This is a genomic window from Clostridium sp., from assembly GCF_036569345.1.
Taxonomy (GTDB): domain Bacteria; phylum Bacillota; class Clostridia; order Clostridiales; family Clostridiaceae; genus Clostridium_AD.
Genome location: NZ_DATCQT010000203.1, coordinates 59,876 through 80,614, shown reverse-complemented (window position 1 = coordinate 80,614; position 20,739 = coordinate 59,876). Strand labels below are relative to the sequence as shown.

The window sequence follows — 20,739 nt, the reverse complement described above, 5'->3', positions numbered from 1 at the left end:
TTTTGTGTATAATTCATCTTGAGTACCTCCACTGATAATTATAAATTAGGGATAAAAGTTGCAACTGTTATACCCTGTATTTTATCAGTAGGTGCTCTTTTTTTCAAAGTTCATTTTAATTCATAACAGGAATGCTCCTTATAGTATTATTTAATATAATAATACCTTAATAATACATAAATTACAATATGAACATATTAAAATCGAGCTAATGAATTAAGTAAAACAAAATAAATTATAAAAATTATATTTAGGTAACATTTGTTACCGACTTTTAGGTTGCCTTATACTACAATAAAGGTAGTTCAACAGGCATAACTTATGTTGGTGTTAATTATTCAGAATAATAAGATTTTAAACTATGGAAGGCAATTACAATAATGTTGCCTATTCAAAAATAATAGGGGGAATTTAAAATGGGAATGTTTTGTTATCAATGTCAAGAAACTTCAAAGGGTACTGGATGCACGCTGCGTGGGGTTTGTGGTAAAACAGATGATGTTGCCAATATGCAGGATTTATTAATCTATATTTTAAAAGGAATATCAATTTATAGTACTAGAGCGAGGGAACTTAAAGTAGAAAATGAAGAAATAAATAAATTTGTAGTAAACGGATTATTCATGACCATAACAAATGCTAATTTTGATAAATCTAGATTTATAGAAACAATTACAAAAGCGCTAGAATTACGTGAAATAATTAAAGTAGAACTCGTAAATGCCGGTGGAGTAATAGAAGGCATAATACCTGATTGTGCAACATGGACAGGTGCTCCTGAGGAATTTGAAAGTAAATCTAAGAATGTAGGAGTTCTTAAAACAGAAAATGAAGATGTAAGATCTTTAAGAGAACTAGTAACTTATGGTATTAAGGGAATGGCAGCTTATGCTGACCATGCATTTAACTTAGGATATGAAAATCATGACCTTTACGCATTTATGCAAAAGGGACTCCAGCAAACTACCAATGATAGTTTGTCTGTTGATGAATTAGTAGCATTAGTACTTGAATGTGGTAAATATGGGGTGGACGCTATGGCACTATTAGATGAAGCTAATACCACCACTTACGGAAATCCTGAAATTACAAAGGTAAATATAGGAACTCGAAATAACCCAGGAATATTAATTAGTGGACATGATTTGAAGGATATGGAAGAATTGTTAAAACAGACAGAAGGCACAGGAGTAGATGTATATACTCATAGTGAAATGTTACCAGCAAACTATTATCCAGCATTCAAAAAATATGATCACCTAGTAGGTAATTATGGGAATGCATGGTGGAAGCAAAATTCAGAGTTTGAAAGCTTTAATGGACCTATACTCATGACAACAAATTGTATTACTCCTCCAAAAGATTCTTATAAAGATAGAGTTTATACTACTGGCGCAACTGGGTTTGATGGCCTAAGGCACATAGAGAGTAAATTCGACGGAAGCGCAAAAGATTTCTCAGTAATAATAACACATGCTAAAAAATGTAGCGCACCAACTGAAATAGAAAGAGGAGAAATAGTTGGAGGTTTTGCTCATAATCAAGTAATGGCACTCGCTGATAAAGTTGTAGAAGCTGTTAAAACAGGAGCAATCAAAAGATTCTTTGTAATGGCTGGTTGTGATGGACGCATGAAAGGCCGCGAATATTATACTGATTTTGCAAAAGAGTTACCAACGGATACAGTTATTCTAACTGCAGGTTGTGCAAAATATAGATATAATAAATTAGAACTCGGAGATATTGGTGGAATACCTAGAGTTCTAGATGCAGGACAATGTAATGATTCATATTCACTAGTTGTTATTGCAATGAAATTACAAGAAGTGTTTGGACTTTCTGATATCAATGAATTACCAATAACATATAATATTGCATGGTATGAACAAAAAGCTGTAATAGTGTTATTGGCATTACTTCACTTAGGCGTAAAAAATATCCACTTAGGACCAACATTACCTGCATTTTTATCCCCAAATGTTGTTAGTGTATTAGTAGAGAATTTTGGAATAGCTGGAATTTCAAACGTAGAAGACGATATAAAAAAGTTTATGGCATAGAAGTTTAAGTAAGTTAGTAAGATATGAACCACACCTATTAATATTGATATTTAATAAAATAGCCCCCTATTGTAGAATCGAAAAAACTACAATAGGGGGGCTTGTATTTAAATAACTTTATTACTAAAAATTTTTACATGAAATTTAGATTTATGGGTAAAATAATTATATAGTATTTTACAATATTCTAATAATAATGTTATAATACACTTAAGAAATCTAAGATTAAATTTTTTAGTCAACAAAATATTACAAAATAAGTGCTAATTTTTAAATTTCTAAGAACATTTAAAAAAACTCTTGAATAATTTCAGAATGTATTTTAAACTATAGAAGAGGTAATGTTAACATGAGTATTAATTATAAGGTATTAAAATCTCTTAGTAGTAATGTCGTTGTTTCTGAAAAAGAAAATAATGTTTATGTTCTTTTTGGTAAAGGTATAGGTTTTGGTAAAAAGCCAGGTGAACTTATAACTAAAGAAAGTAATATTGAGCAGAAGTTTATTAAGATTGACGATAGTGAAAAAGCTAATTATGTTGAAATTCTTAAAAATGTAGAAGGGCAAATATTAGCAGTAACAGAAGAAATTATTTGTCTTGCTGAAGACATTTTAGATGAAAAGTTAGCATCTCGTATACATGTTGGTCTAGGTGATCATATTAGTTTTGCAATGAAAAGAATGGAACTTGGGATTGATATAGTTAATCCGTTTTTAAATGAAATACATACTTTATACCCAGATGAATACAAAATAGCAGAAAAAGGAACAAATCTTATTAAAGAGAAATTAAATGTGGAGTTTCCAGAAAGTGAAATCGGTTTTATAACTCTTCATATACATTCTGCTAGAGTTAATGAGGAAGTATCCCAAAGTCTTAAATATACTAGAATTATTAAAGAAGTAATTGAATATATCGAGGAGATACTTGGAATTAAGGCTAAGCAAAAATCTATGGAATATGCAAGGCTTGTATCTCATTTAAGATATGCTTTAGATAGAATAGAAAATGACAAGGTTTTAAAAAATATAATGTTAGAATCCGTTAAAACTGAAATGAGTAAAGAGTTTTCAATTTCTGAGAAGGTATGCGAATTCATTTCAGAAAAACTCTCAAAAAAAGTTTGTGAAGATGAAGTCGGATATATTACTATGCATATCCATAGATTAAAGCAATCAAATTAAAAAAGTTTACATTGTTAGGTGTGTTACTGATTAGATCAGGCATGAACCAAATAAAATGCTAATAAGGCATCTTATTAGTTTATGCCTTTTGTTTAAGTAAATGCATTTTAGATGCAGAACAAAACACAAACTAATATTTATATAATAAATTAAAGTTTAAAGTGAAATTTCTTAATAAGAAATTTTATGTAAATATCAAGAAGTATTTGGTATTTATCTTAGAGAAAGGCGAGGATGATAGAAATGTTTAAGTTTTTAAAGAAAAACAAAGAAGAAAAGGGTATGATTTTAAAATCTCCAGTTGTGGGAAGATGTTTTGATATATCAGAAATACCGGATGAAGTTTTTTCATCTAAAATGCTGGGAAATGGGATAGGATTTGAATCCACAGAAGGAATACTGTATGCACCAGTTGATGGTGAAATTCTTCAAGTGTTCCCTACAAAACATGCTTTGATTTTAAAAAGTGCTGAGGGGATAGAAATATTACTTCACATAGGTATAGATACAGTAGAGATGAAGGGTGAGGGCTTTGAATCTTTTGTTGAGAAAGGAAAGAAAGTTAAGGTTGGAGATAAATTATTAACTTTTGATAATGACTTAATAAAAGCTAAAGCTAAAACTAATTTAAGTGTATTAGTTCTTACTGAAAATGAAATAATGGAATCTGTAGAATTTAATTTTGGAACTGTAGATAAAAACAATGAAGTAATAATAATAAAATTAAAGAAATAGGAGTGTATATATTATGATGGAGAAAAAAGCGATAGTTAAAAATGAAACTGGAATACATGCAAGACCAGCATTATCAGTAGTTAAAGAGGCTTCTAAATTCAAATCTGAAGTACTTATAGTAAAAGATGGTAATGAGTATAATGCAAAAAGCATAGTAGCTATAATGTGTATGGCAGCTGTTAAAAATGATGAATTAATAATAAAAACCAGTGGCGATGATGAAGAAGCCGCTGCAGTAGCTATGGTAAAAATTATAGAAGAAGGACTTTTAAAATAGGAGGAATAAATATGTTAAAAGCAATAGGTGCATCATTTGGAATAGCTATAGGTAGAGCATTAGTTATTAGAGAAGAAGTTTTAGAAATAAAAGAAAGCAAGGTTTTGGATTCGTCAGTTGAGTTAGAAAGGTTTAATAACGCATTGCAAGAAGCAATTATTCAACTTGGAGCAATAATTGAAGATGTAAAACAAAAGCTTGGAAGTGAGAAGGCAGAAATATTTGAAGCACATTTATGTATGCTTGAGGATCCAGAATTTATAGGATCCATTCAAAAGAAAATTAATGATGATAAATTTAATGCTGAATATTCTCTACAAACAGTATCAGAGGAAACAGCAGCTATTTTTGAACAAATGGAAAATGAATATATGACTGAGAGAGCAGTGGATATTAGAGATGTAAGCAAAAGGGTGCTAAATATATTAATGGGAATAAAAGTAGCTTCAATTGCTGAAATTAAAGAAGAATGTATTATAGTTGCAAAGGATCTCACTCCATCGGATACAGCACAGATTGACAAAGATAAAGTTTTGGCTTTTGTAACTGAAATAGGTGGAAAAACCGCTCATTCCTCAATTATTGCACGTTCACTCGAGTTGCCTGCAGTTGTAGGGGCTGGTAAAGATATACATGGAATTAAAGATGGAGATTTAATTATAGTCGATGGAGAAGCAGGTATAGTTATCATAAATCCAGATGATAAAACTTTAAAAGATTATAATAAACTCCAAAAGGAATTCATTGAATCCAAACATCAGTTACTCAAATATGCAACTATGAAATCTATTACAAATGATGGAAAGTCAGTAGAAATCGCTGCAAATATAGGCTCAGCAGAAGACTTAGAATCAGTACTTAAAAATGGAGCTGAAGCAATAGGATTATTTAGAACAGAGTTTTTATATATGTCAAAAGATGCACTTCCAACAGAAGAAGAACAATTTGCAGAATACAAGTCAGTTCTTGAAAAGATGAATGGAAAACCTGTTATTATAAGAACCTTAGATATTGGTGGAGATAAGAAATTAAATTACTTGCCAATGGATGAGGAAATGAATCCATTCTTAGGTTATAGAGCTATAAGACTTTGCTTAGATAGAACAGATGTATTTATAACCCAATTAAGAGCTTTAGTACGTGCTTCTGCTTTTGGTAAACTCAAGATTATGTTTCCTATGATATGTAATCTTCAGGAATTAAGAATGGCGAAAAGATTACTTGAAAAGTGTAAAAATGAGCTTAAGTCTGAGGACATAGTATTTGATGAGAATCTTGAAGTTGGTATTATGATAGAAATACCATCTGCTGCAATAATGTCAGATCTATTCGCAAAAGAAGTAGACTTCTTCAGCATTGGTACTAATGACTTAATTCAGTATACGTTAGCAGTAGATAGAATGAATGAGAAAATATCATATTTGTATGATTTTTATCATCCAGCAGTTTTAAGGCTTATTAAAACTGTAATAGATAATGGACATGCGGCAGGAATAACAGTTAACATGTGTGGCGAAATGGCAGGAGACACAAATCTCATACCTGTACTACTTGGATTTGGATTAGATGAATTCAGTATGAGTGCTTCTTCAATATTAAGAGCACGTAAAACTATTACAAATGCTAATTTCGAGGAATGTAAGAAATTATCTAAGCCAGTATTATCATTTGGTGATTCAGATGAAATAAAGGAATATATAAAAGCTAATACTAAGGCATAGGTCTATGCTAAGTAAGGCATAGGTCTATGCTAAGTAAAGCATAGGTCTATGCTAACATATAAGTAATAAATAAAAGAAATATTCTCATTAAAGCAATCTCTTTATTAAAGCAATCTATTCTTACATTAAGGATAGATTGCTTTTTTATATTAAAATTTTGTATAATGTATTTAAAATAATATTTATTAATCATGTGAGATAAAATAATGATTTAAAGGTTATGAGGGTATAATACGTCAAATGCCTTATATAAAGGATGAGAGTAGATGATTAAATTAAATGAAAAACTTATATTTCATATAGATGTTAATTCTGCATTTCTTTCATGGAGTGCTACGGATAAACTTAGGTTAGGCTCGGATATAGACTTAAGGGAGATAACATCTGTAATAGGGGGGGATGAAGAGTCCCGTAGAGGAGTAGTTTTAGCTGGCTCTATAAAAGCTAAAAAAATTGGAATAGTAACAGGTGAAAGTTTATTTACAGCAAGAAAAAAATGTAGGGACTTAGTAGTTGTAAAACCCGATTTTGAATTATATAAGAGATGTAGTAAAGATATGAGAAAAATTTTCGGAGATTATACAACAATTGTTGAGAAGTTTTCAATAGATGAGTGTTTTTTGGATGTAACAAGATATAATACATCAAAGGAATCGGCATTAAGAATAGCTTGGGATATAAGTAGTAGAATAAAGAAGGAACTAGGGTTTACAGTAAATATAGGTATGTCAAATGTTAAGCTTTTAGCTAAAATGGCATCTGATTTTGAGAAGCCTGATAAGGTGCATACACTTTTTAAAAATGAAATAGAAAAAAAATTGTGGCCTCTTCCGGTTGGAGAGCTTTTTATGGTTGGGAGGAGAACGGTTCCAAGGCTAAACAATTTAAATATATTTACTATAGGAGATTTAGCAAAGTATGATGTTGAATTTTTGGAATACCACTTTAAAAGTAGTGGGCTTGTGATGTGGAAGTATGCTAATGGTATAGATAATAGAGATGTAAAATCAAATAATCGTGAGGTAAAAGGAATAAGCAATTCTACTACTTTATCAGATGATATTAGAAATAAAAGTGAAGCGTACAGTGTATTATTAGTTTTGGTGGAGAATACAGCTACGAGGCTTAGGGATATAAAAAAGTGCTGCTTGTCTATTTCGGTAACTATAAGAAATCAGGAATTCGTTGATTGTTCACGTAGTACAACTTTAAAAGCTTCCACAGATTTAACGCAAGAAATATTGAAAATAGTAAAAAAACTTTTTGATGAATTATGGAAGGGAGAACCTATAAGATTATTGGGAGTTTCTCTTAATAATTTATGTGAGGATAATTTTAAACAAATATCAATTTTTGATATTGATAATTCCTCATCTGAAAAGAAAAGAGCTATAGATAAAACTATAGATAGTTTGCGGCGCAAGTATGGAGAGAATTCAGTTTTAAAATCATCATTATTAAAAAAGTAACTAGGTAATATATTTGTTGAAAATAAAGCTTATTGTAAGCCGTTGTTCTAAACTATAAAAAGTTAATATAAAATAGGTAAGAAGTATTATTTAATAAAGCGTTGCTGAAAGTGATTATAAATGGAGGTATATGTATATATGGATAATAGAGCTCTAATACCTTTATACTTTAATGGAGATATGATAAATAATTTATATACAATTGTAATTGAAGAATTTGCTGAAATCAAAAGTGAAAGCACTAGAAAGCTCTTGACGATTAGTACTAATACACCGTTATATGAAGCTACTTGTGGTAAAATAATGCAAGGAGACTTAAATGTTCAACTTCTCAATGAGTTTACGACGCAGAAAATTGAAGAAAGAGTTTCAATTGTAATAACAATTTTGTCAAGATTAAAAACCATGTTAAATCAACAAAGTATGTTAAAAGTAATAAATAATGAAAATGACGTAGCAAATATAAAGGAATTTGATTTTGTTCAATTCACTGGAGCATTGTATAAAAATCCAGGTCTAGAATATATAGAAGATATAATTAGGGTTATGGAAATGCAATTGGCTTTTTCACCCGATCCACTAGAGAATGGTGATGAAAGTAAGGATAATATAGTTAAAAGGAGAGTTTTAAAAGTCCTTAAAGATGATATGGAAGGTTGCAAAGTGGAAAAGTGTATAAAATATATTAGCAGTAATATAGGCAATAGCAATACAAAAATTGTTGTACCTTTGGTAATAAAACATATGGCGGATAATTTAGATTATATTGATGGTGCTCGGATTACCATTCTTGGAAAAGTGGTGAAAGTTCCAAAGAAGAATGAAATTAGTAACTATAGTTTGCTTAGTGGAACATACTTTGATTATTTGAATGAAACGTATTTTAAAGAATTTAAAAACAGATTTCTAAAAGATACAGATTTAATAACGGATTATGATTCAAAAAAAATAGAAATAAATGGACCTATAATTGAAATCATACCTATAGCCATGTACATTTAAAGTGAGAGTTGTAGCAAAAAATAAACAATGATGAAACTAAATAAATATAATACGATACTTGGAGGTCTTATGTTTATACCAAATGATGTGAAAATAATTATGGATTGTTTGAGAAACAATGGATATGAATCTTATATAGTGGGTGGGTGTGTACGTGATTTTATGATTGGCATATCCAGTCCTAAGGATTATGATGTAACCACAAATGCACTGCCGGAGGAAATCATTAGAATTTTCAATAAAACGATTCCTACAGGTGTAGATCACGGAACTGTAACTGTTATGATAAACAAAGAGGGATATGAAGTTACAACTTATAGAATAGATGGTGAGTATTTAGATAATAGGAGACCGGAGGATGTCACTTTTGTTTCAACTTTAAAAGAGGATTTAGCAAGACGTGATTTTACAATAAATGCTTTAGCTTTTAATGAGGAAGAAGGTCTTGTAGATTATTTTGGTGGCAATGTCGATTTAGATAATAAAATAATTAGAGCTGTAGGTGAGCCCAATAAAAGATTTAAGGAAGATGCTCTAAGAATGCTCAGGGCTATTCGATTTTCTGCTAGGTTGGATTTCGAAATAGAAGAAAAGACTTTTGAAGCTATAAAAGAAAATAGTCATCTTATATTAAATGTAAGCAATGAGAGAACCCGCGATGAATTATGTAAAATGATGGTATCAGATAATACTACAAAAGCTTTAAGGTTACTTAAGGATAGTAAACTATTAGATTTTATATTACCAGAACTTAAAGTAACAATAGGGTTTAATCAACAAAATCCTCACCATAATAAAGATATATTTAATCATACTTTAGCTGTTGTAGAAAAATGCACACCAGAGCTTAATTTGAGAATAGCAGGATTATTACATGACATAGCTAAGCCAAATTGCTTTACTATTGACGCTGAAGGTATAGGCCATTTTTATGGCCATGATAAAAAAGGAGTAATATTATCGCAGAAAATATTAAGGCGTCTTAGATTTGATAATAAAAGCATAAATGAAATTAGCATTTTAATTAAAGAACATATGAATGTACTTACAAAACCAACAGATGCTTCTGTAAAGCGTCTTATTAATAGAGTTGGTAAGGACTTAGTCTTTGACCTTTTCGCTTTGCAAAGAGCAGATGCCTTAGGTTCGCGTTTCCCAGAAAAACGAATAAATGAAATTACTAGGGTAGAAGAAAAAACAATCGCTATTTTAGAATCTAAGGTTCCACTATCTACAAAAGAACTTGTTGTAAACGGTAAAGATTTAATAAAAGAATTTTCTCTTAAACCAGGGGAGGAAATAGGTGATATACTTAGATTTCTTTTAGATAAAGTGTTAGAAAATCCAGAATTAAATAGTAAAGAAAAGCTTTTTTCTATAATTTATGATGAATATTTGAAATAAAAAACTTGATTATATTTTAGACTCTTTCAGGCTTAAAGTTTGAGGGAGTTATTTTTTTACGATTTGTATTGAGTTATTATGAAAACCTGGTATAAAACATTTACTTAGGCACAAAATAACAAGGTGCATTAAAAGGAATAATAAATAGTATGTAGACTTGTTGTTTATTTTAATGTGACTAGATGAAAGAAGGTATGTTTATGAAAACTAATGAAATAATCACCGTAATAAATGACAATGGCGAAAAAGTAGATTTAGAACTAATTGACGCTATTAAAATGGATGGAAATGAATATGTGATAGTTGGACCTAAGGATTCAGATGAAGCATACGCGTACAAAGCAGTTCTAGTTAATGGAGAAACAGAGTACAAGTCAATTGGACAGGGAGAAGAATTTAAAAAAGTATTACAAAAGTATAGTGAGAATGGACAATAAATAATTAGGAGGTTTTTATATGAAAACTCGTGAGCAAGCTAAGAAGGAAAATTTGCGTGATTATATTAAGAAAGGCACAAGGGCGCAAGGTCAAAATGCAGCTTCTAAAAATCAAATTATTCAAACTGTTGAAGAAAGCGCATATAATGAAAGTGTTTTTGAAACTAAAAAAAATGGATATTAGATTTTAGAAAAATAATTAAGATAAAAAAATATATCTTAATAAAAAGAGTAAGTGTTTATTATCTAAACTATGGTAATATAAGTTTAGATAAGTTAAGCTTACTCTTTTTCTTATAATACAAAATATGGAAGCAATATTAATAAAAGAAGGGAATTAATATATGATAAACATGTTTGAAGAATTTGAAACTCATCTAATGGTGGATGAGAAGCCATCTATATATTTTAACGATTTTATAAATAAACAAGATATTTGTGAAAAGCATCCATATATATTATTGAGGTGTTTACTAGACACTCCCCAATCCCCAGAACATCATCCAGAAGGAAATGTATGGAACCATACAATGTTAGTTTTAGATAATGCAGCAAAAGTAAAAAACCTTAGTGAAAACCCTAGGGCATTTATGTGGAGCGCCTTATTACATGATCTAGGAAAAGCAACGACTACAAAAGTCAGAAAAGAAAAAATTACATCTTATGATCATGACAAGGTGGGTGCAGAGCTTAGTAGACAATTTCTTGAAGCCCTTACAGGAGATGTTCAATTAATTAAACAAGTTGCGACTTTGGTTAGGTGGCATATGCAAATCCTCTTTGTAGCAAAGGATCTACCTTTTGGGGATGTGAAAAAAATGTCGCAAGAAATATCAATTAAAGAAATTGCTTTGTTATCGCAGTGTGATAGACTTGGTAGAGGTGAAATGAGTGAGAATAAAATCAAAGAGGAAAAGGAGAACGTTAAATCTTTCATTAAAAAATGTGAAAAGTGTTTGGTGTCATCGAAGTAATCGATATTAATAAAAGTATCTATTATTACAACTGCATTCACTTTGCCAAGAAATTCTAAAATTCATTTTATTTATAGCTACTAAAAAATGCAAACTCGCTTACGCTCAAACATGCATTTTTTTATACGTAGCTATAAATAAAATAAATTAAGAATTGCTAAGGCTTGTTCAAATGCAGTTTACACAATATATACTTTTATTAATAAATGTTAAATTTCAAAAACAACCAAAAGATATCTATTGAATATATATAGATACTTTATTTTTTTACAAGGGGCATGTTATACTAAATGAGTATGGAACTAATAATATCTAGAAAATTTACGTAGTTGGAGATGATTGAAGTGAGGTATGAGGGAATAGTATATAGGCCGCCTAGTGAGGCTTATAGCTTGATAGTGCAGGTTACAATTGGTTGCTCACATAATGGGTGTACATTTTGTAATATGTTTAAAGAAAAGAAGTTTAGAATACGCGATTTGTCAGATATTATGTTAGATTTGCAGCATGCTAAATTAACATATGGGATAGTTAAAAAAATATTTCTAGCAGATGGAGATGCATTGGTCCTCCAAACTGAAAAATTGAAATTAATTTTATTGAAAATAAAAGAATTATTTCCTGAGTGCGTGCGCGTGGGGATTTATGCTACTCCAAATGATATTTTAAGAAAAACTTTAGAAGAACTTAGAGAACTTAAAGAATTTGGTATTGGAATTATATACCTAGGGGTTGAATCAGGAAGCAATGAAATATTAAAAAGTATAAATAAGGGCGTAACTGCAGAGGAAATGATTATGGCAGGTCGCAAGGTTAAAGAAAGTGGAATAAAGTTATCGACTACCCTTATTTCAGGTATAGGTGGCACAGAAAAAATTAAGGAACATGTTATAGAATCTGCGAAAGTAATAAGTGCTATAAACCCAGATTATGTGGGGCTCTTAACTTTAATGTTAGAGAGAGGAACACTAATGCACGAAGATGTACAAAACGGCATTTTTAATATACTAACCTCAAAGCAAATAATGCAAGAGACAAGAGAGTTTCTAGAAAATGTAGATGTTACTAACTGTATTTTTAGGAGTAATCATGCTTCTAATTATGTGCCTTTAGCGGGGACATTACCAAGAGATAAAAACCAGTTATTAAAGGATATCGACCTCGCATTAAATGGTAAACGTATTTATAAAAAAGAGGAATCTAGGAGATTGTAAAATTATTAGATTACCTTACGTAGAATTTGTTAAGATAAACAAAGGGTGTGAATATTATGAAGGAAAAAATTCTTAAGCTGCTTAAGGATAGTGGAGAAAATTTTGTGTCTGGTCAAAAAATCAGTGAAAATTTAGGAGTTAGTCGTGCTGCTATATGGAAATATATAAATATAATTAAAGAGGATGGATATGAAATTGAAGCAATTTCAAGAAGGGGTTATAGAATAACCTCCTCGCCAGATATACTTACCTTTGAGGAAATTAAAGATTTTTTAAATACAAAGTACATAGGTAGAAATATTGTATACTGTGATTCTATAGGTTCAACTAATTCTAAAGCTAAAGAACTAGCGGAGAAAAATGAGGAACATGGCACGGTTATAATAAGTGAAGAACAAACCTTAGGACGTGGGCGCCTAGGAAGAAATTGGGTATCTCCAAAATATAAGGGTATATGGATGTCAATAATACTCAGACCAAATATAATAACGCAAAACGTATCACAAATAACACTTATTGGGGCGGCTGCAGTTCATAAGGCTTTACTTAAGATGGGAATTAAAACTGGTATTAAGTGGCCTAACGATATATTGCTTAATAGTAAAAAAGTATGTGGTATATTAACGGAGATGAGTGGAGAAATAGATCATATTAATTATCTAGTGATGGGAATTGGAATAAATGTAAATCTAGAAAAAGAAGATATACCAGAAGAACTAAAAGATATGGCTACGTCTATTAAACTTGAAAGTGGTAAGTATATAAATAGGAAACTTTTGCTTGCTAGTATATTAAATATTTTTGAAGAGTTGTATATGGGTTTTGTGGAAAATGGAAATATAAAACAAACCATTGAAATCTGTAGAAAAAATTCCATACTTATAGGTAAAGAAATTCAATTAATTAATAGGGAAAAAGTAACAATAGCCAAAGCCATAGATATAAGTGATCAAGGAGAATTAGTCGTTGAGAATTCTAAGGGTATTGTAGAACATATTGTTTCAGGTGAAGTTTCTGTAAGGGGAATTTACGGATATAGTAAATAAATTAATTTATAAATTGATGTAGGTATAATGTAACGTACTTTAAGTGAATAATATGATTTAAATATATATTTTTATATAGACATAGTGGATAAAATAACGGTATAATGTGGTTATTAAGTTTGAAAGGAGAATGGTTATGGAAGAAAATAAAATTATAACAATGTTAGATGAAGATGGAGAAAAGGTTGATTTTGAATTAATCGAAATCGTTGAATTAGATGAAAATAAATATGCTTTATTAGCTCCAATAGGAGAAGAAGAGGATGCTTTTGTTTATAAAATAGAACTTGTAGAAGGCAAAGAGCAGTATATTGCAGTAGAAGATGAAGAAGAATTCGAAAAAGTATTAGAAGAATACGAATCAACTTTTGAAGAATAAATAAATAGACCAATAAACCGCGGCGGTTTATTGGTTTTTATTTTAAATATAATAAATAATATTTATTAATTGGTTATTTTAATAGCTAGAGGAGGAAACGTTTTGAATTTAGTAAAAATTGATATGGAAGCACTTATAGAAACAATTTCGCATGTTGATGACAATTTAGGTAAAAGTTTTCTGGACACAGTTACTGGTGAGGTTATATATATTCCCACAGAAGTAAGTTTAGCCTTAGAAAATGGAACTTTAAAGGAAGACACATTTGACAATTGGCTAAAAGAGTTTGTAAACATCGCAATACTTATTAACGATGATGAGGTAAACAGATATTTGAGCATGCCTCTAATAGATGAAGATTTTTATATAAAAATAATGAAAAAATATGTTAAGAGTATTACAAGTAATCCAGAATTGAAATTAGAATTAAATGAAGCAATAAAAAGCACGGAACCTTTAAAAAGTTTTAAACATATTATAATGGATAAGGAAAATGAAATAGAGACTTGTGAAACAAATGCAAGTGAAACAGATGAAAATGAAGTAAATGAAGTAAATCAAGGGGTAGCAAATGGTTGGTATAAGTATGAAGATAGCTGCATAGATCAATTTGCACGGGAATGGTTAAAGTTAAACAGAATTGAGTTAAAATATTTAAATTAAATGATTAAAAAGTGATTGATTTGTTTGGGGTATGAAATATATAAAGCTATGATATTATTATAAAAAATAAGAAAAAAACTTATTTGTATACTATATATATTAGACATATCTCAATTAATAGAATAAAAGTTAATGTATAAAGTAATTTTCTGAATTTATTCACAATTATCACCCCATATATAGTGTATGTTAAAAAGGGGGATAACATAATTAAAAATAGTTAGAATTACGATTTAAAATTTATATAAAAAAAAGAGCACTTTTTATAAGTGCTCTTTTTGATTTAAAAAATTTATCTTCTAGATTTAGCTACTTCGATATTTACTCTTCTACTGTTTAACTTCTTACCTGAACTATTGTTTAAAATAGAATCAACTAAGTTTGCAGGTACATCTAAGAAAGAGAATTTATCTAAAATATCAATACGACCAAGCTCGTTTTTATTAATATTAGCAGTTTCGCATAGGAAAGATATAATATCTTTAGTCATAACTTCATCCATACGTCCTATAGATAAGAATAGTCTAACACTATCTGTTGATGTTGTTGTTGTAGAATCATCTGCATAGTTATAGTTAACTTCTTTATCAAATATAATTTTTATTAATGAAGCAGCTACATCTTCATCACCAAATTCTTTTATAAGGTCTTTTCCAAGTGGAAGAAAGTTCTCATATAAATTTTCTTTTAGAACTAACTTTATTTGATCTATAATAGTTTCTGATTTTGCTGCGAAAATATCTGTTATACTAGGAACGCTTTTTTTAACAATTACGCTTTTAGTATCACGTTCAATTTGTCTTATAGCAGATGCTTCTCTTCTTGTAATAAGACTGTAAGCTGTACCTTCTTTACCAGCTCTACCAGTTCTTCCAATTCTATGAATATATGATTCACTATCTTGTGGTAAATCATAGTTTATTACATGAGTTACATTTTCTACGTCTATTCCTCTTGCAGCTACATCTGTTGCAATTAAGTAGTTCAAATTACCATCTTTGAATTTTTTTAGAGTGTTCATTCTTTGACTTTGTTTCATGTCTCCGTGCATACCTTCTACAGTATAACCTCTAGGTTGTAATGCATCAACTAACTCATCTACGCCCTTCTTAGTTTTACAGAAGAGTATACAAGTCTTAGGAGCATCAACATCAAGAATTCTGCATAATGATTCAAATTTATTTTTCTGATTTACTTCATAATAATATTGCTCAGTCTTAGAAACAGTTAAAGATTTCTTTTCTATTGCAATAATCTTTGTTTCAGGATGCATATATTTTTTTGATAATATCTTAATAGCTCTTGGCATAGTAGCTGAGAAAAGTAAAGTTTGTCTATCAGCGCTTAAGTTACTTATGATAGATTCAATGTCTTCAATAAAGCCCATGTTTAACATTTCGTCAGCTTCATCTAAAACAAGGAATTTAGCATTTGCTAATTTCAAAGTACCTTTTCTAATATGGTCTAGCAATCTTCCAGGAGTTCCAACTACGATATCTACTCCTCTTTTTAAAGCGGATATTTGTCTATCGATAGATTGACCACCATAGATTGGTAATATCTTAATTCTTTCATGTTTTGCAATACGTGAAAGTTCTTCGGCAACTTGAACAGCAAGTTCTCTTGTTGGAGACATTATTATTGCTTGCACTTTACCGTTTGATTTTTCCATTAAACTTAAAATAGGTGCACCAAAAGCTAATGTTTTACCAGTTCCTGTTTGAGCCTGACCTATAATATCAAAACCCTCTAATACTACTGGAATAGCCTTTGCTTGGATGTCTGATGGATATTCAAATTTCAAATCTGTTATTGCGTGGAGTACGGATTCGTTTAGTCCTAGTTCATTAAATGTAATTTTTTCCATTAATTAAAATTCCTCTTTCTTTTCATAAATATCAAATACATCTTTATTATTGATACAGTATATACAAAAGAATAAATATTAAACTAAAAAGCAAGTTTAAATTGCTTTTTTATAATTATTTAATCATTTAAAAAAGTTCCTCAAAATTGAGTTCTTCTCAATAATATAAATAAGAGGTAATCCAATTCCATAACAGCAGACTAATTCTCCCCATGCAACTTGCAGCATACAAACTAAAAGGGGCATGTCCTTAACATATAAAAGCTTTAACAGTATGCCAATAACAATGGCATTAACTACTACAGCCGGTAATGGAGCAAGTATTCGCTTGAATTTAAGTTTGCTTTTACCAATATAGTAAGTTATAATCGCGGCTATAAGTGTTGCAAGGGAACCGAAAACCATATCCGGAATACCTAGTGGACTTATGATATTTGAAACTATACAACCAATTAGCAATCCGGGAATAGAAAAGGATGCAAAATAAGGTAATATAGTAAGTCCTTCAGCAATACGATATTGAATAACTCCAAAGCTGAAAAAAGATAAGCTTAGAGTTAAAGCTGCATAAATAGCAGCCACCATTGCTGCAAAAACGATCGTTCGTATTTTTACAGACATAGTTCCTTCATTTAATTTAATATTCATTTTTGTGCCTCCATAGTTTTATTTTAAGACAGGATGGTTGCGAACTGTCTATGAGTATTTGACTCGAATCTTTATTTTACTATATATTTCGTTATTAGTCAATAGATTTTCTTTATAAAATGGGAAATAGACGCTAGTTTTAAAGGAATATAGTCTAAATTAGTTAAAAGTATGATATAGTTAAACTATATATGCTTTTGTTTTTTATGAATGCGTATCATTTAATGTACTCCAACTATTTAAAGAAGCTATATTATTGTAATAACACAGTATTTGGTTAAAGGAGATTATAATGAGTAAAGAAATTTTTAATACAAAACAAACGTCGCTTAGTAATGGAATTAAACTTATTACTATTAAAAAGGATAGTCAAATTGCAGCAGTTCATGCTGGAGTAAATATAGGTTCACTTTTTGAAGAGAAAAATGAAAAGGGGATAGCCCATTTTATAGAGCACATGCTTTTTAAAGGAACACTTGATAGAACAAATGAAAAACTAAATAGCGATCTAGAAAATTTAGGTGGAGAATATAATGCCTATACGGATTTTAACTGCACTGTATATAGTACTACAGTTTTAAATGAAGAATTGGAGAATTCACTGTCACTTCTCGGAGATATGCTCTTAAATTCAACCTTTCCAATTAATGAAATTGAAAAGGAAAGAGGCGTAATACTCGCTGAAATTAGAACAATTAAAGATGATATTGAAGATCTAAGCTTTCAGAGAGTTAACGAGATCGCTTTTAAATATAGTCCACTTAGAGAGGATACTATTGGTAGTGAAAATGTAATTAAAAAGATTACAAGAAAACAACTTGTTGATTTCTATAATAAATATTATGTTCCCAATAATTCTTTTGTATCTATTGTATCTCCATTTGAACATGAGGATATAATTAATATGGTGAAAAAGTATTTTGGTGTATGGGTACCTAAAGAATTTGAGAAGAAAAAAATAATAGCTGAACACCACCAATTCATAAAAAAAATATCATATAAAAAAGAAATTGAACAAAGTACTATACTTTATTTATATACTTTTAATGGACTATCTAAAGATGAAGAATTGGCACTTAGAATATTAAATTATAAATTTGGGGAAAGTGCTAACTCCATATTATTTAGGGAACTTCGGGAAGAAAGAGGATTATCATATGATGTTTACACACATCTAGATACTTCAAATAATGTTAAAATACTATATATTTATACATCGGTGGCAGAAAAAAATGTAGATGAAGCAATTAAGGTAATTGATACAGCCATTAAGGACATTGAAAGTGAAAAAATAGTTTTTGATGATAATACAATAGATCTAATGAGAAAGATATTAAAAACTGCTATAGCATCAACCTTAGAGGACTCTACAGATCTTTCAAATTATGTAATTCATCAAGCTATGGACAATGAAGATATATATCAATTTACAGAGGATATGAAAAATATGGCGAATGTTAAAAGTAAAGATTTATATAATGTTTCAAGAAAAGTTCTACAAAAACCAACTATTCATATATTTCTACCAGAAATGAGCGTGTAATATTGAGTAACATTATAACAAAAATTGAGTTGCAAAAGAAAAATAAGCAGAGAGTTAACATCTATATGGATAATGAATATGCTTTTGCTTGTGATGTTGAACTTGTCTATATCCACAATATTACAAAAGGTAGAACCATGGAGAAAGAAAGTTTAGAAGATATAGTTAATGAAGATAATTATATAAAAGGGAAAAATGTTGCACTTCATTTTTTAGAAAGAAGTTTTAAATCTGCTAAACAGGTTGTGGATAAATTAACCATAAAAGAATTTGATATTAGAACTATAGATAGAGTAATGGAGTTTTTAAAGCAATATGATTTTATTAATGATAAAAGGTTTGTAGAACTATTTATAAAAGAAAAAATAAATTCTACTGGAAAAAATAAAATTAAGTATACACTATTAAAAAAGTTTCTTCCAAAAGAACTTATTAAAGAGGGACTTGACACAATAACTAGCGAGCAGCAGTTTCAAGCAGCTTTAAAGTTAGGTGAAAATAAAATCATAACATTATCTAAAAGTGAAAAAGATGTTATAAAACTTTATAAAAAATTAGCAGACTATTTAGCTCGTAGTGGATATGAATACGAAATAATTAAAGAGGTTCTAAGTAAAATCACTAATAATGATAAGGTGGATGACACGCAAGGAAATTCATCCTTTGAAAAAGAATTACAATCTGAAGATATAGCTGAAGAGGTCTATGATAAAATATATGAGATAGCTAGTAAAAGATATAATATATTAATTAAGTCAGAGTCTCAGAAAATAAAGCTTTATAAAAAGCTTGGGGACTATCTTTTAAGAAGAGGATTTCAATGGGATCAAATTAAAAAAGTATTAAGAGATTTAGTTAAGGGCATTGAGGATGATACTAATGAAGGCAGGTGATAGGATTGTTAAGGGAACCCGTAAGTTTAATTTTATTATTATTATTTATTTACCCAATAATTAAAGGGTTTATTTATAAATTTTCGTCTCAACATTTAAAAGGAACATTAGAGGGTGTTTTTCAAAGTATTTCTTTTTTGATTTCTTTATGTTTAGGTATTTATTTCACGAAAAGAGTTTTTTTGCAACATGATGTAGGTATGTATAAAAGTATATATAATAGTATTCCGAGAAATGCTATAGATTTTATTAATAGTAAGCCATTAATGATTTACGTATTGATAATGCCACTAGTAATATTAATAATTTATAGTATCATAAATTTTGTAATTGTTTTTATTAGTCGTATTACATTGTATCCTTTGTTTGATGTTATAGAACATAACTTAAAACGGAAGAGTAGTATGTTTAATAGAATTGTAGGTGCTATATCACAAGTGCCAAAAGCCATATGTTATGTGATTGTTATTACTTTTATATTGAATTTTCTATCTCTTCTTAATGTAACAGATAAATATAATAGCTATTTGGAAAAATCACAAGTATACAATTATATATCAAAGGAAGTAGTTATTCCATTAACTAATTCAAAGCTTGCAAAGCAGCTTCCCAAGGTTGTTAATAACTCATTTAAAATTGTAGTAAAAGAAGCTGCAAGTTCAGAACCTAATGTACAAAATAAGCAAAAAGGCACCGTTTATTATAATGGTATTACGCTTGCCCAAGGAGTTCAATCTAATGATGAAATTAATAAGTATGCAATTAACTTGGTGCAAGGTGAAAATGGAACAAGAGACAAAGCAAGGACTATTTATAATTGGGTAGGAAGTAAAATAGCTTATAGTGACGTAAAAGCAAATAGAATATTAAATAATGATCTAGGAGTAAAATCAGGTGCCATACCAACTTTCAATACGAGAAGTGGTATATGTTTTGATTACGCTTGTCTCTACGTTGCAATGTGCAGAGCTAATAATATAAAAGTAAAAATTATTACTGGTCAAGGATTCAATGGAAATAATTGGGTTAGCCATGCATGGAATCAAGTATATATAGAAGGAGAAAATACTTGGATCAATGTAGATCCTACATTTTTAATTGGGGGAGACTATTTTGACAGTAAAAGATTTGATATCGACCATAAAGATGCAAGTATAGCTGGACAATGGTAAAAAAACAAACTACCTGAAATTAGGTAGTTATTTCTGAAATTAGGTAGTT

General features: G+C 29.6%; 20 protein-coding genes. 18 read left to right on the top strand and 2 right to left on the bottom strand.

Going from position 1 to position 20,739, the window contains the following annotated elements; all coding sequences use genetic code 11:
• The first annotated feature begins 416 nt into the window (after window positions 1-416).
• The 15 genes from hcp to VIM70_RS21650 all read left to right on the top strand — a co-directional run bounded on the left by hcp (window position 417) and on the right by VIM70_RS21650 (window position 14,567).
• The gene (gene hcp / locus VIM70_RS21720) at window positions 417-2,060 is read left to right on the top strand and encodes a hydroxylamine reductase (protein ID WP_331947865.1); all 1,644 of its coding nucleotides are present in this window, start codon (window positions 417-419) and stop codon (window positions 2,058-2,060) included.
• A gap of 349 nt (window positions 2,061-2,409) precedes the next feature.
• Complete coding sequence (locus VIM70_RS21715) at window positions 2,410-3,246, top strand: PRD domain-containing protein (RefSeq protein WP_331947864.1); 837 nt, start codon at window positions 2,410-2,412, stop codon at window positions 3,244-3,246.
• A gap of 243 nt (window positions 3,247-3,489) precedes the next feature.
• Window positions 3,490-3,981: a PTS glucose transporter subunit IIA gene (locus VIM70_RS21710; protein WP_331947863.1), complete on the top strand. Its 492-nt coding sequence runs from the start codon at window positions 3,490-3,492 to the stop codon at window positions 3,979-3,981.
• Window positions 3,982-3,994: 13 nt separating this feature from the next.
• Window positions 3,995-4,258, top strand: a complete 264-nt coding sequence (locus VIM70_RS21705; RefSeq protein ID WP_331947862.1) for an HPr family phosphocarrier protein — start codon at window positions 3,995-3,997, stop codon at window positions 4,256-4,258.
• An 11-nt stretch (window positions 4,259-4,269) separates the two neighbouring features.
• Window positions 4,270-5,979: a phosphoenolpyruvate--protein phosphotransferase gene (gene ptsP / locus VIM70_RS21700; protein WP_331947861.1), complete on the top strand. Its 1,710-nt coding sequence runs from the start codon at window positions 4,270-4,272 to the stop codon at window positions 5,977-5,979.
• 266 nt (window positions 5,980-6,245) lie between these two features.
• Window positions 6,246-7,448 (top strand): DNA polymerase IV, encoded by a 1,203-nt coding sequence (locus tag VIM70_RS21695; protein ID WP_331947860.1) that lies wholly within the window; start codon window positions 6,246-6,248, stop codon window positions 7,446-7,448.
• A gap of 138 nt (window positions 7,449-7,586) precedes the next feature.
• Entirely contained in the window at window positions 7,587-8,450 is an 864-nt protein-coding gene (locus VIM70_RS21690; protein ID WP_331947859.1) for a DUF6414 family protein, read from the top strand.
• Between the two features lie 69 nt (window positions 8,451-8,519).
• Complete coding sequence (locus VIM70_RS21685) at window positions 8,520-9,854, top strand: CCA tRNA nucleotidyltransferase (protein ID WP_331947858.1); 1,335 nt, start codon at window positions 8,520-8,522, stop codon at window positions 9,852-9,854.
• 200 nt (window positions 9,855-10,054) lie between these two features.
• Window positions 10,055-10,291: a DUF1292 domain-containing protein gene (locus VIM70_RS21680; protein ID WP_331947857.1), complete on the top strand. Its 237-nt coding sequence runs from the start codon at window positions 10,055-10,057 to the stop codon at window positions 10,289-10,291.
• A 19-nt stretch (window positions 10,292-10,310) separates the two neighbouring features.
• Complete coding sequence (locus tag VIM70_RS21675) at window positions 10,311-10,475, top strand: hypothetical protein (protein ID WP_331947856.1); 165 nt, start codon at window positions 10,311-10,313, stop codon at window positions 10,473-10,475.
• Window positions 10,476-10,635: 160 nt separating this feature from the next.
• A complete protein-coding gene (locus VIM70_RS21670) occupies window positions 10,636-11,265 on the top strand; it encodes an HDIG domain-containing metalloprotein (protein WP_331947855.1) in 630 nt (209 codons plus the stop codon).
• Window positions 11,266-11,609: 344 nt separating this feature from the next.
• Window positions 11,610-12,479, top strand: a complete 870-nt coding sequence (locus VIM70_RS21665) for a radical SAM protein (RefSeq protein ID WP_331947854.1) — start codon at window positions 11,610-11,612, stop codon at window positions 12,477-12,479.
• 56 nt (window positions 12,480-12,535) lie between these two features.
• The gene (locus VIM70_RS21660) at window positions 12,536-13,525 is read left to right on the top strand and encodes a biotin--[acetyl-CoA-carboxylase] ligase (RefSeq protein ID WP_331947853.1); all 990 of its coding nucleotides are present in this window, start codon (window positions 12,536-12,538) and stop codon (window positions 13,523-13,525) included.
• A gap of 136 nt (window positions 13,526-13,661) precedes the next feature.
• Window positions 13,662-13,904: a DUF1292 domain-containing protein gene (locus VIM70_RS21655; protein WP_331947852.1), complete on the top strand. Its 243-nt coding sequence runs from the start codon at window positions 13,662-13,664 to the stop codon at window positions 13,902-13,904.
• 102 nt (window positions 13,905-14,006) lie between these two features.
• Window positions 14,007-14,567, top strand: a complete 561-nt coding sequence (locus VIM70_RS21650) for a UPF0158 family protein (RefSeq protein ID WP_331947851.1) — start codon at window positions 14,007-14,009, stop codon at window positions 14,565-14,567.
• 292 nt (window positions 14,568-14,859) lie between these two features.
• Here VIM70_RS21650 and VIM70_RS21645 read toward each other — a convergent pair whose 3' ends face one another.
• Together VIM70_RS21645 and VIM70_RS21640 are read right to left on the bottom strand one after the other, a co-directional pair.
• A complete protein-coding gene (locus VIM70_RS21645) occupies window positions 14,860-16,434 on the bottom strand; it encodes a DEAD/DEAH box helicase (RefSeq protein ID WP_331947850.1) in 1,575 nt (524 codons plus the stop codon).
• Window positions 16,435-16,557: 123 nt separating this feature from the next.
• Window positions 16,558-17,082, bottom strand: a complete 525-nt coding sequence (locus tag VIM70_RS21640; protein ID WP_331947849.1) for a QueT transporter family protein — start codon at window positions 17,080-17,082, stop codon at window positions 16,558-16,560.
• Window positions 17,083-17,374: 292 nt separating this feature from the next.
• On the opposite strand from VIM70_RS21640, the gene VIM70_RS21635 reads away from it, so the two are divergent.
• Genes VIM70_RS21635 through VIM70_RS21625 form a run of 3 tightly spaced genes read left to right on the top strand, consistent with a single transcriptional unit; the run spans window position 17,375 to window position 20,690 of the window.
• Complete coding sequence (locus VIM70_RS21635) at window positions 17,375-18,625, top strand: pitrilysin family protein (RefSeq protein WP_331947848.1); 1,251 nt, start codon at window positions 17,375-17,377, stop codon at window positions 18,623-18,625.
• Between the two features lie 2 nt (window positions 18,626-18,627).
• Entirely contained in the window at window positions 18,628-19,518 is an 891-nt protein-coding gene (gene recX / locus VIM70_RS21630; RefSeq protein WP_331947847.1) for a recombination regulator RecX, read from the top strand.
• A 5-nt stretch (window positions 19,519-19,523) separates the two neighbouring features.
• Window positions 19,524-20,690 (top strand): transglutaminase domain-containing protein, encoded by a 1,167-nt coding sequence (locus tag VIM70_RS21625; protein ID WP_331947846.1) that lies wholly within the window; start codon window positions 19,524-19,526, stop codon window positions 20,688-20,690.
• The last annotated feature ends 49 nt before the right edge of the window (window positions 20,691-20,739 follow it).

Bases quoted from the DNA above. Each gene is read 5' to 3' on its own strand.
- hcp (WP_331947865.1), top strand. From the start codon at position 417: ATGGGAATGTTTTGTTATCAATGTCAAGAAACTTCAAAGGGTACTGGA.
- VIM70_RS21715 (WP_331947864.1), top strand. From the start codon at position 2,410: ATGAGTATTAATTATAAGGTATTAAAATCTCTTAGTAGTAATGTCGTT.
- VIM70_RS21680 (WP_331947857.1), top strand. From the start codon at position 10,055: ATGAAAACTAATGAAATAATCACCGTAATAAATGACAATGGCGAAAAA.
- VIM70_RS21695 (WP_331947860.1), top strand. From the start codon at position 6,246: ATGATTAAATTAAATGAAAAACTTATATTTCATATAGATGTTAATTCT.
- VIM70_RS21675 (WP_331947856.1), top strand. From the start codon at position 10,311: ATGAAAACTCGTGAGCAAGCTAAGAAGGAAAATTTGCGTGATTATATT.
- VIM70_RS21670 (WP_331947855.1), top strand. From the start codon at position 10,636: ATGATAAACATGTTTGAAGAATTTGAAACTCATCTAATGGTGGATGAG.
- VIM70_RS21705 (WP_331947862.1), top strand. From the start codon at position 3,995: ATGATGGAGAAAAAAGCGATAGTTAAAAATGAAACTGGAATACATGCA.
- ptsP (WP_331947861.1), top strand. From the start codon at position 4,270: ATGTTAAAAGCAATAGGTGCATCATTTGGAATAGCTATAGGTAGAGCA.
- VIM70_RS21635 (WP_331947848.1), top strand. From the start codon at position 17,375: ATGAGTAAAGAAATTTTTAATACAAAACAAACGTCGCTTAGTAATGGA.
- VIM70_RS21690 (WP_331947859.1), top strand. From the start codon at position 7,587: ATGGATAATAGAGCTCTAATACCTTTATACTTTAATGGAGATATGATA.
- VIM70_RS21685 (WP_331947858.1), top strand. From the start codon at position 8,520: ATGTTTATACCAAATGATGTGAAAATAATTATGGATTGTTTGAGAAAC.
- VIM70_RS21710 (WP_331947863.1), top strand. From the start codon at position 3,490: ATGTTTAAGTTTTTAAAGAAAAACAAAGAAGAAAAGGGTATGATTTTA.
- VIM70_RS21640 (WP_331947849.1), bottom strand. From the start codon at position 17,082: ATGAATATTAAATTAAATGAAGGAACTATGTCTGTAAAAATACGAACG.
- VIM70_RS21660 (WP_331947853.1), top strand. From the start codon at position 12,536: ATGAAGGAAAAAATTCTTAAGCTGCTTAAGGATAGTGGAGAAAATTTT.
- VIM70_RS21655 (WP_331947852.1), top strand. From the start codon at position 13,662: ATGGAAGAAAATAAAATTATAACAATGTTAGATGAAGATGGAGAAAAG.
- VIM70_RS21645 (WP_331947850.1), bottom strand. From the start codon at position 16,434: ATGGAAAAAATTACATTTAATGAACTAGGACTAAACGAATCCGTACTC.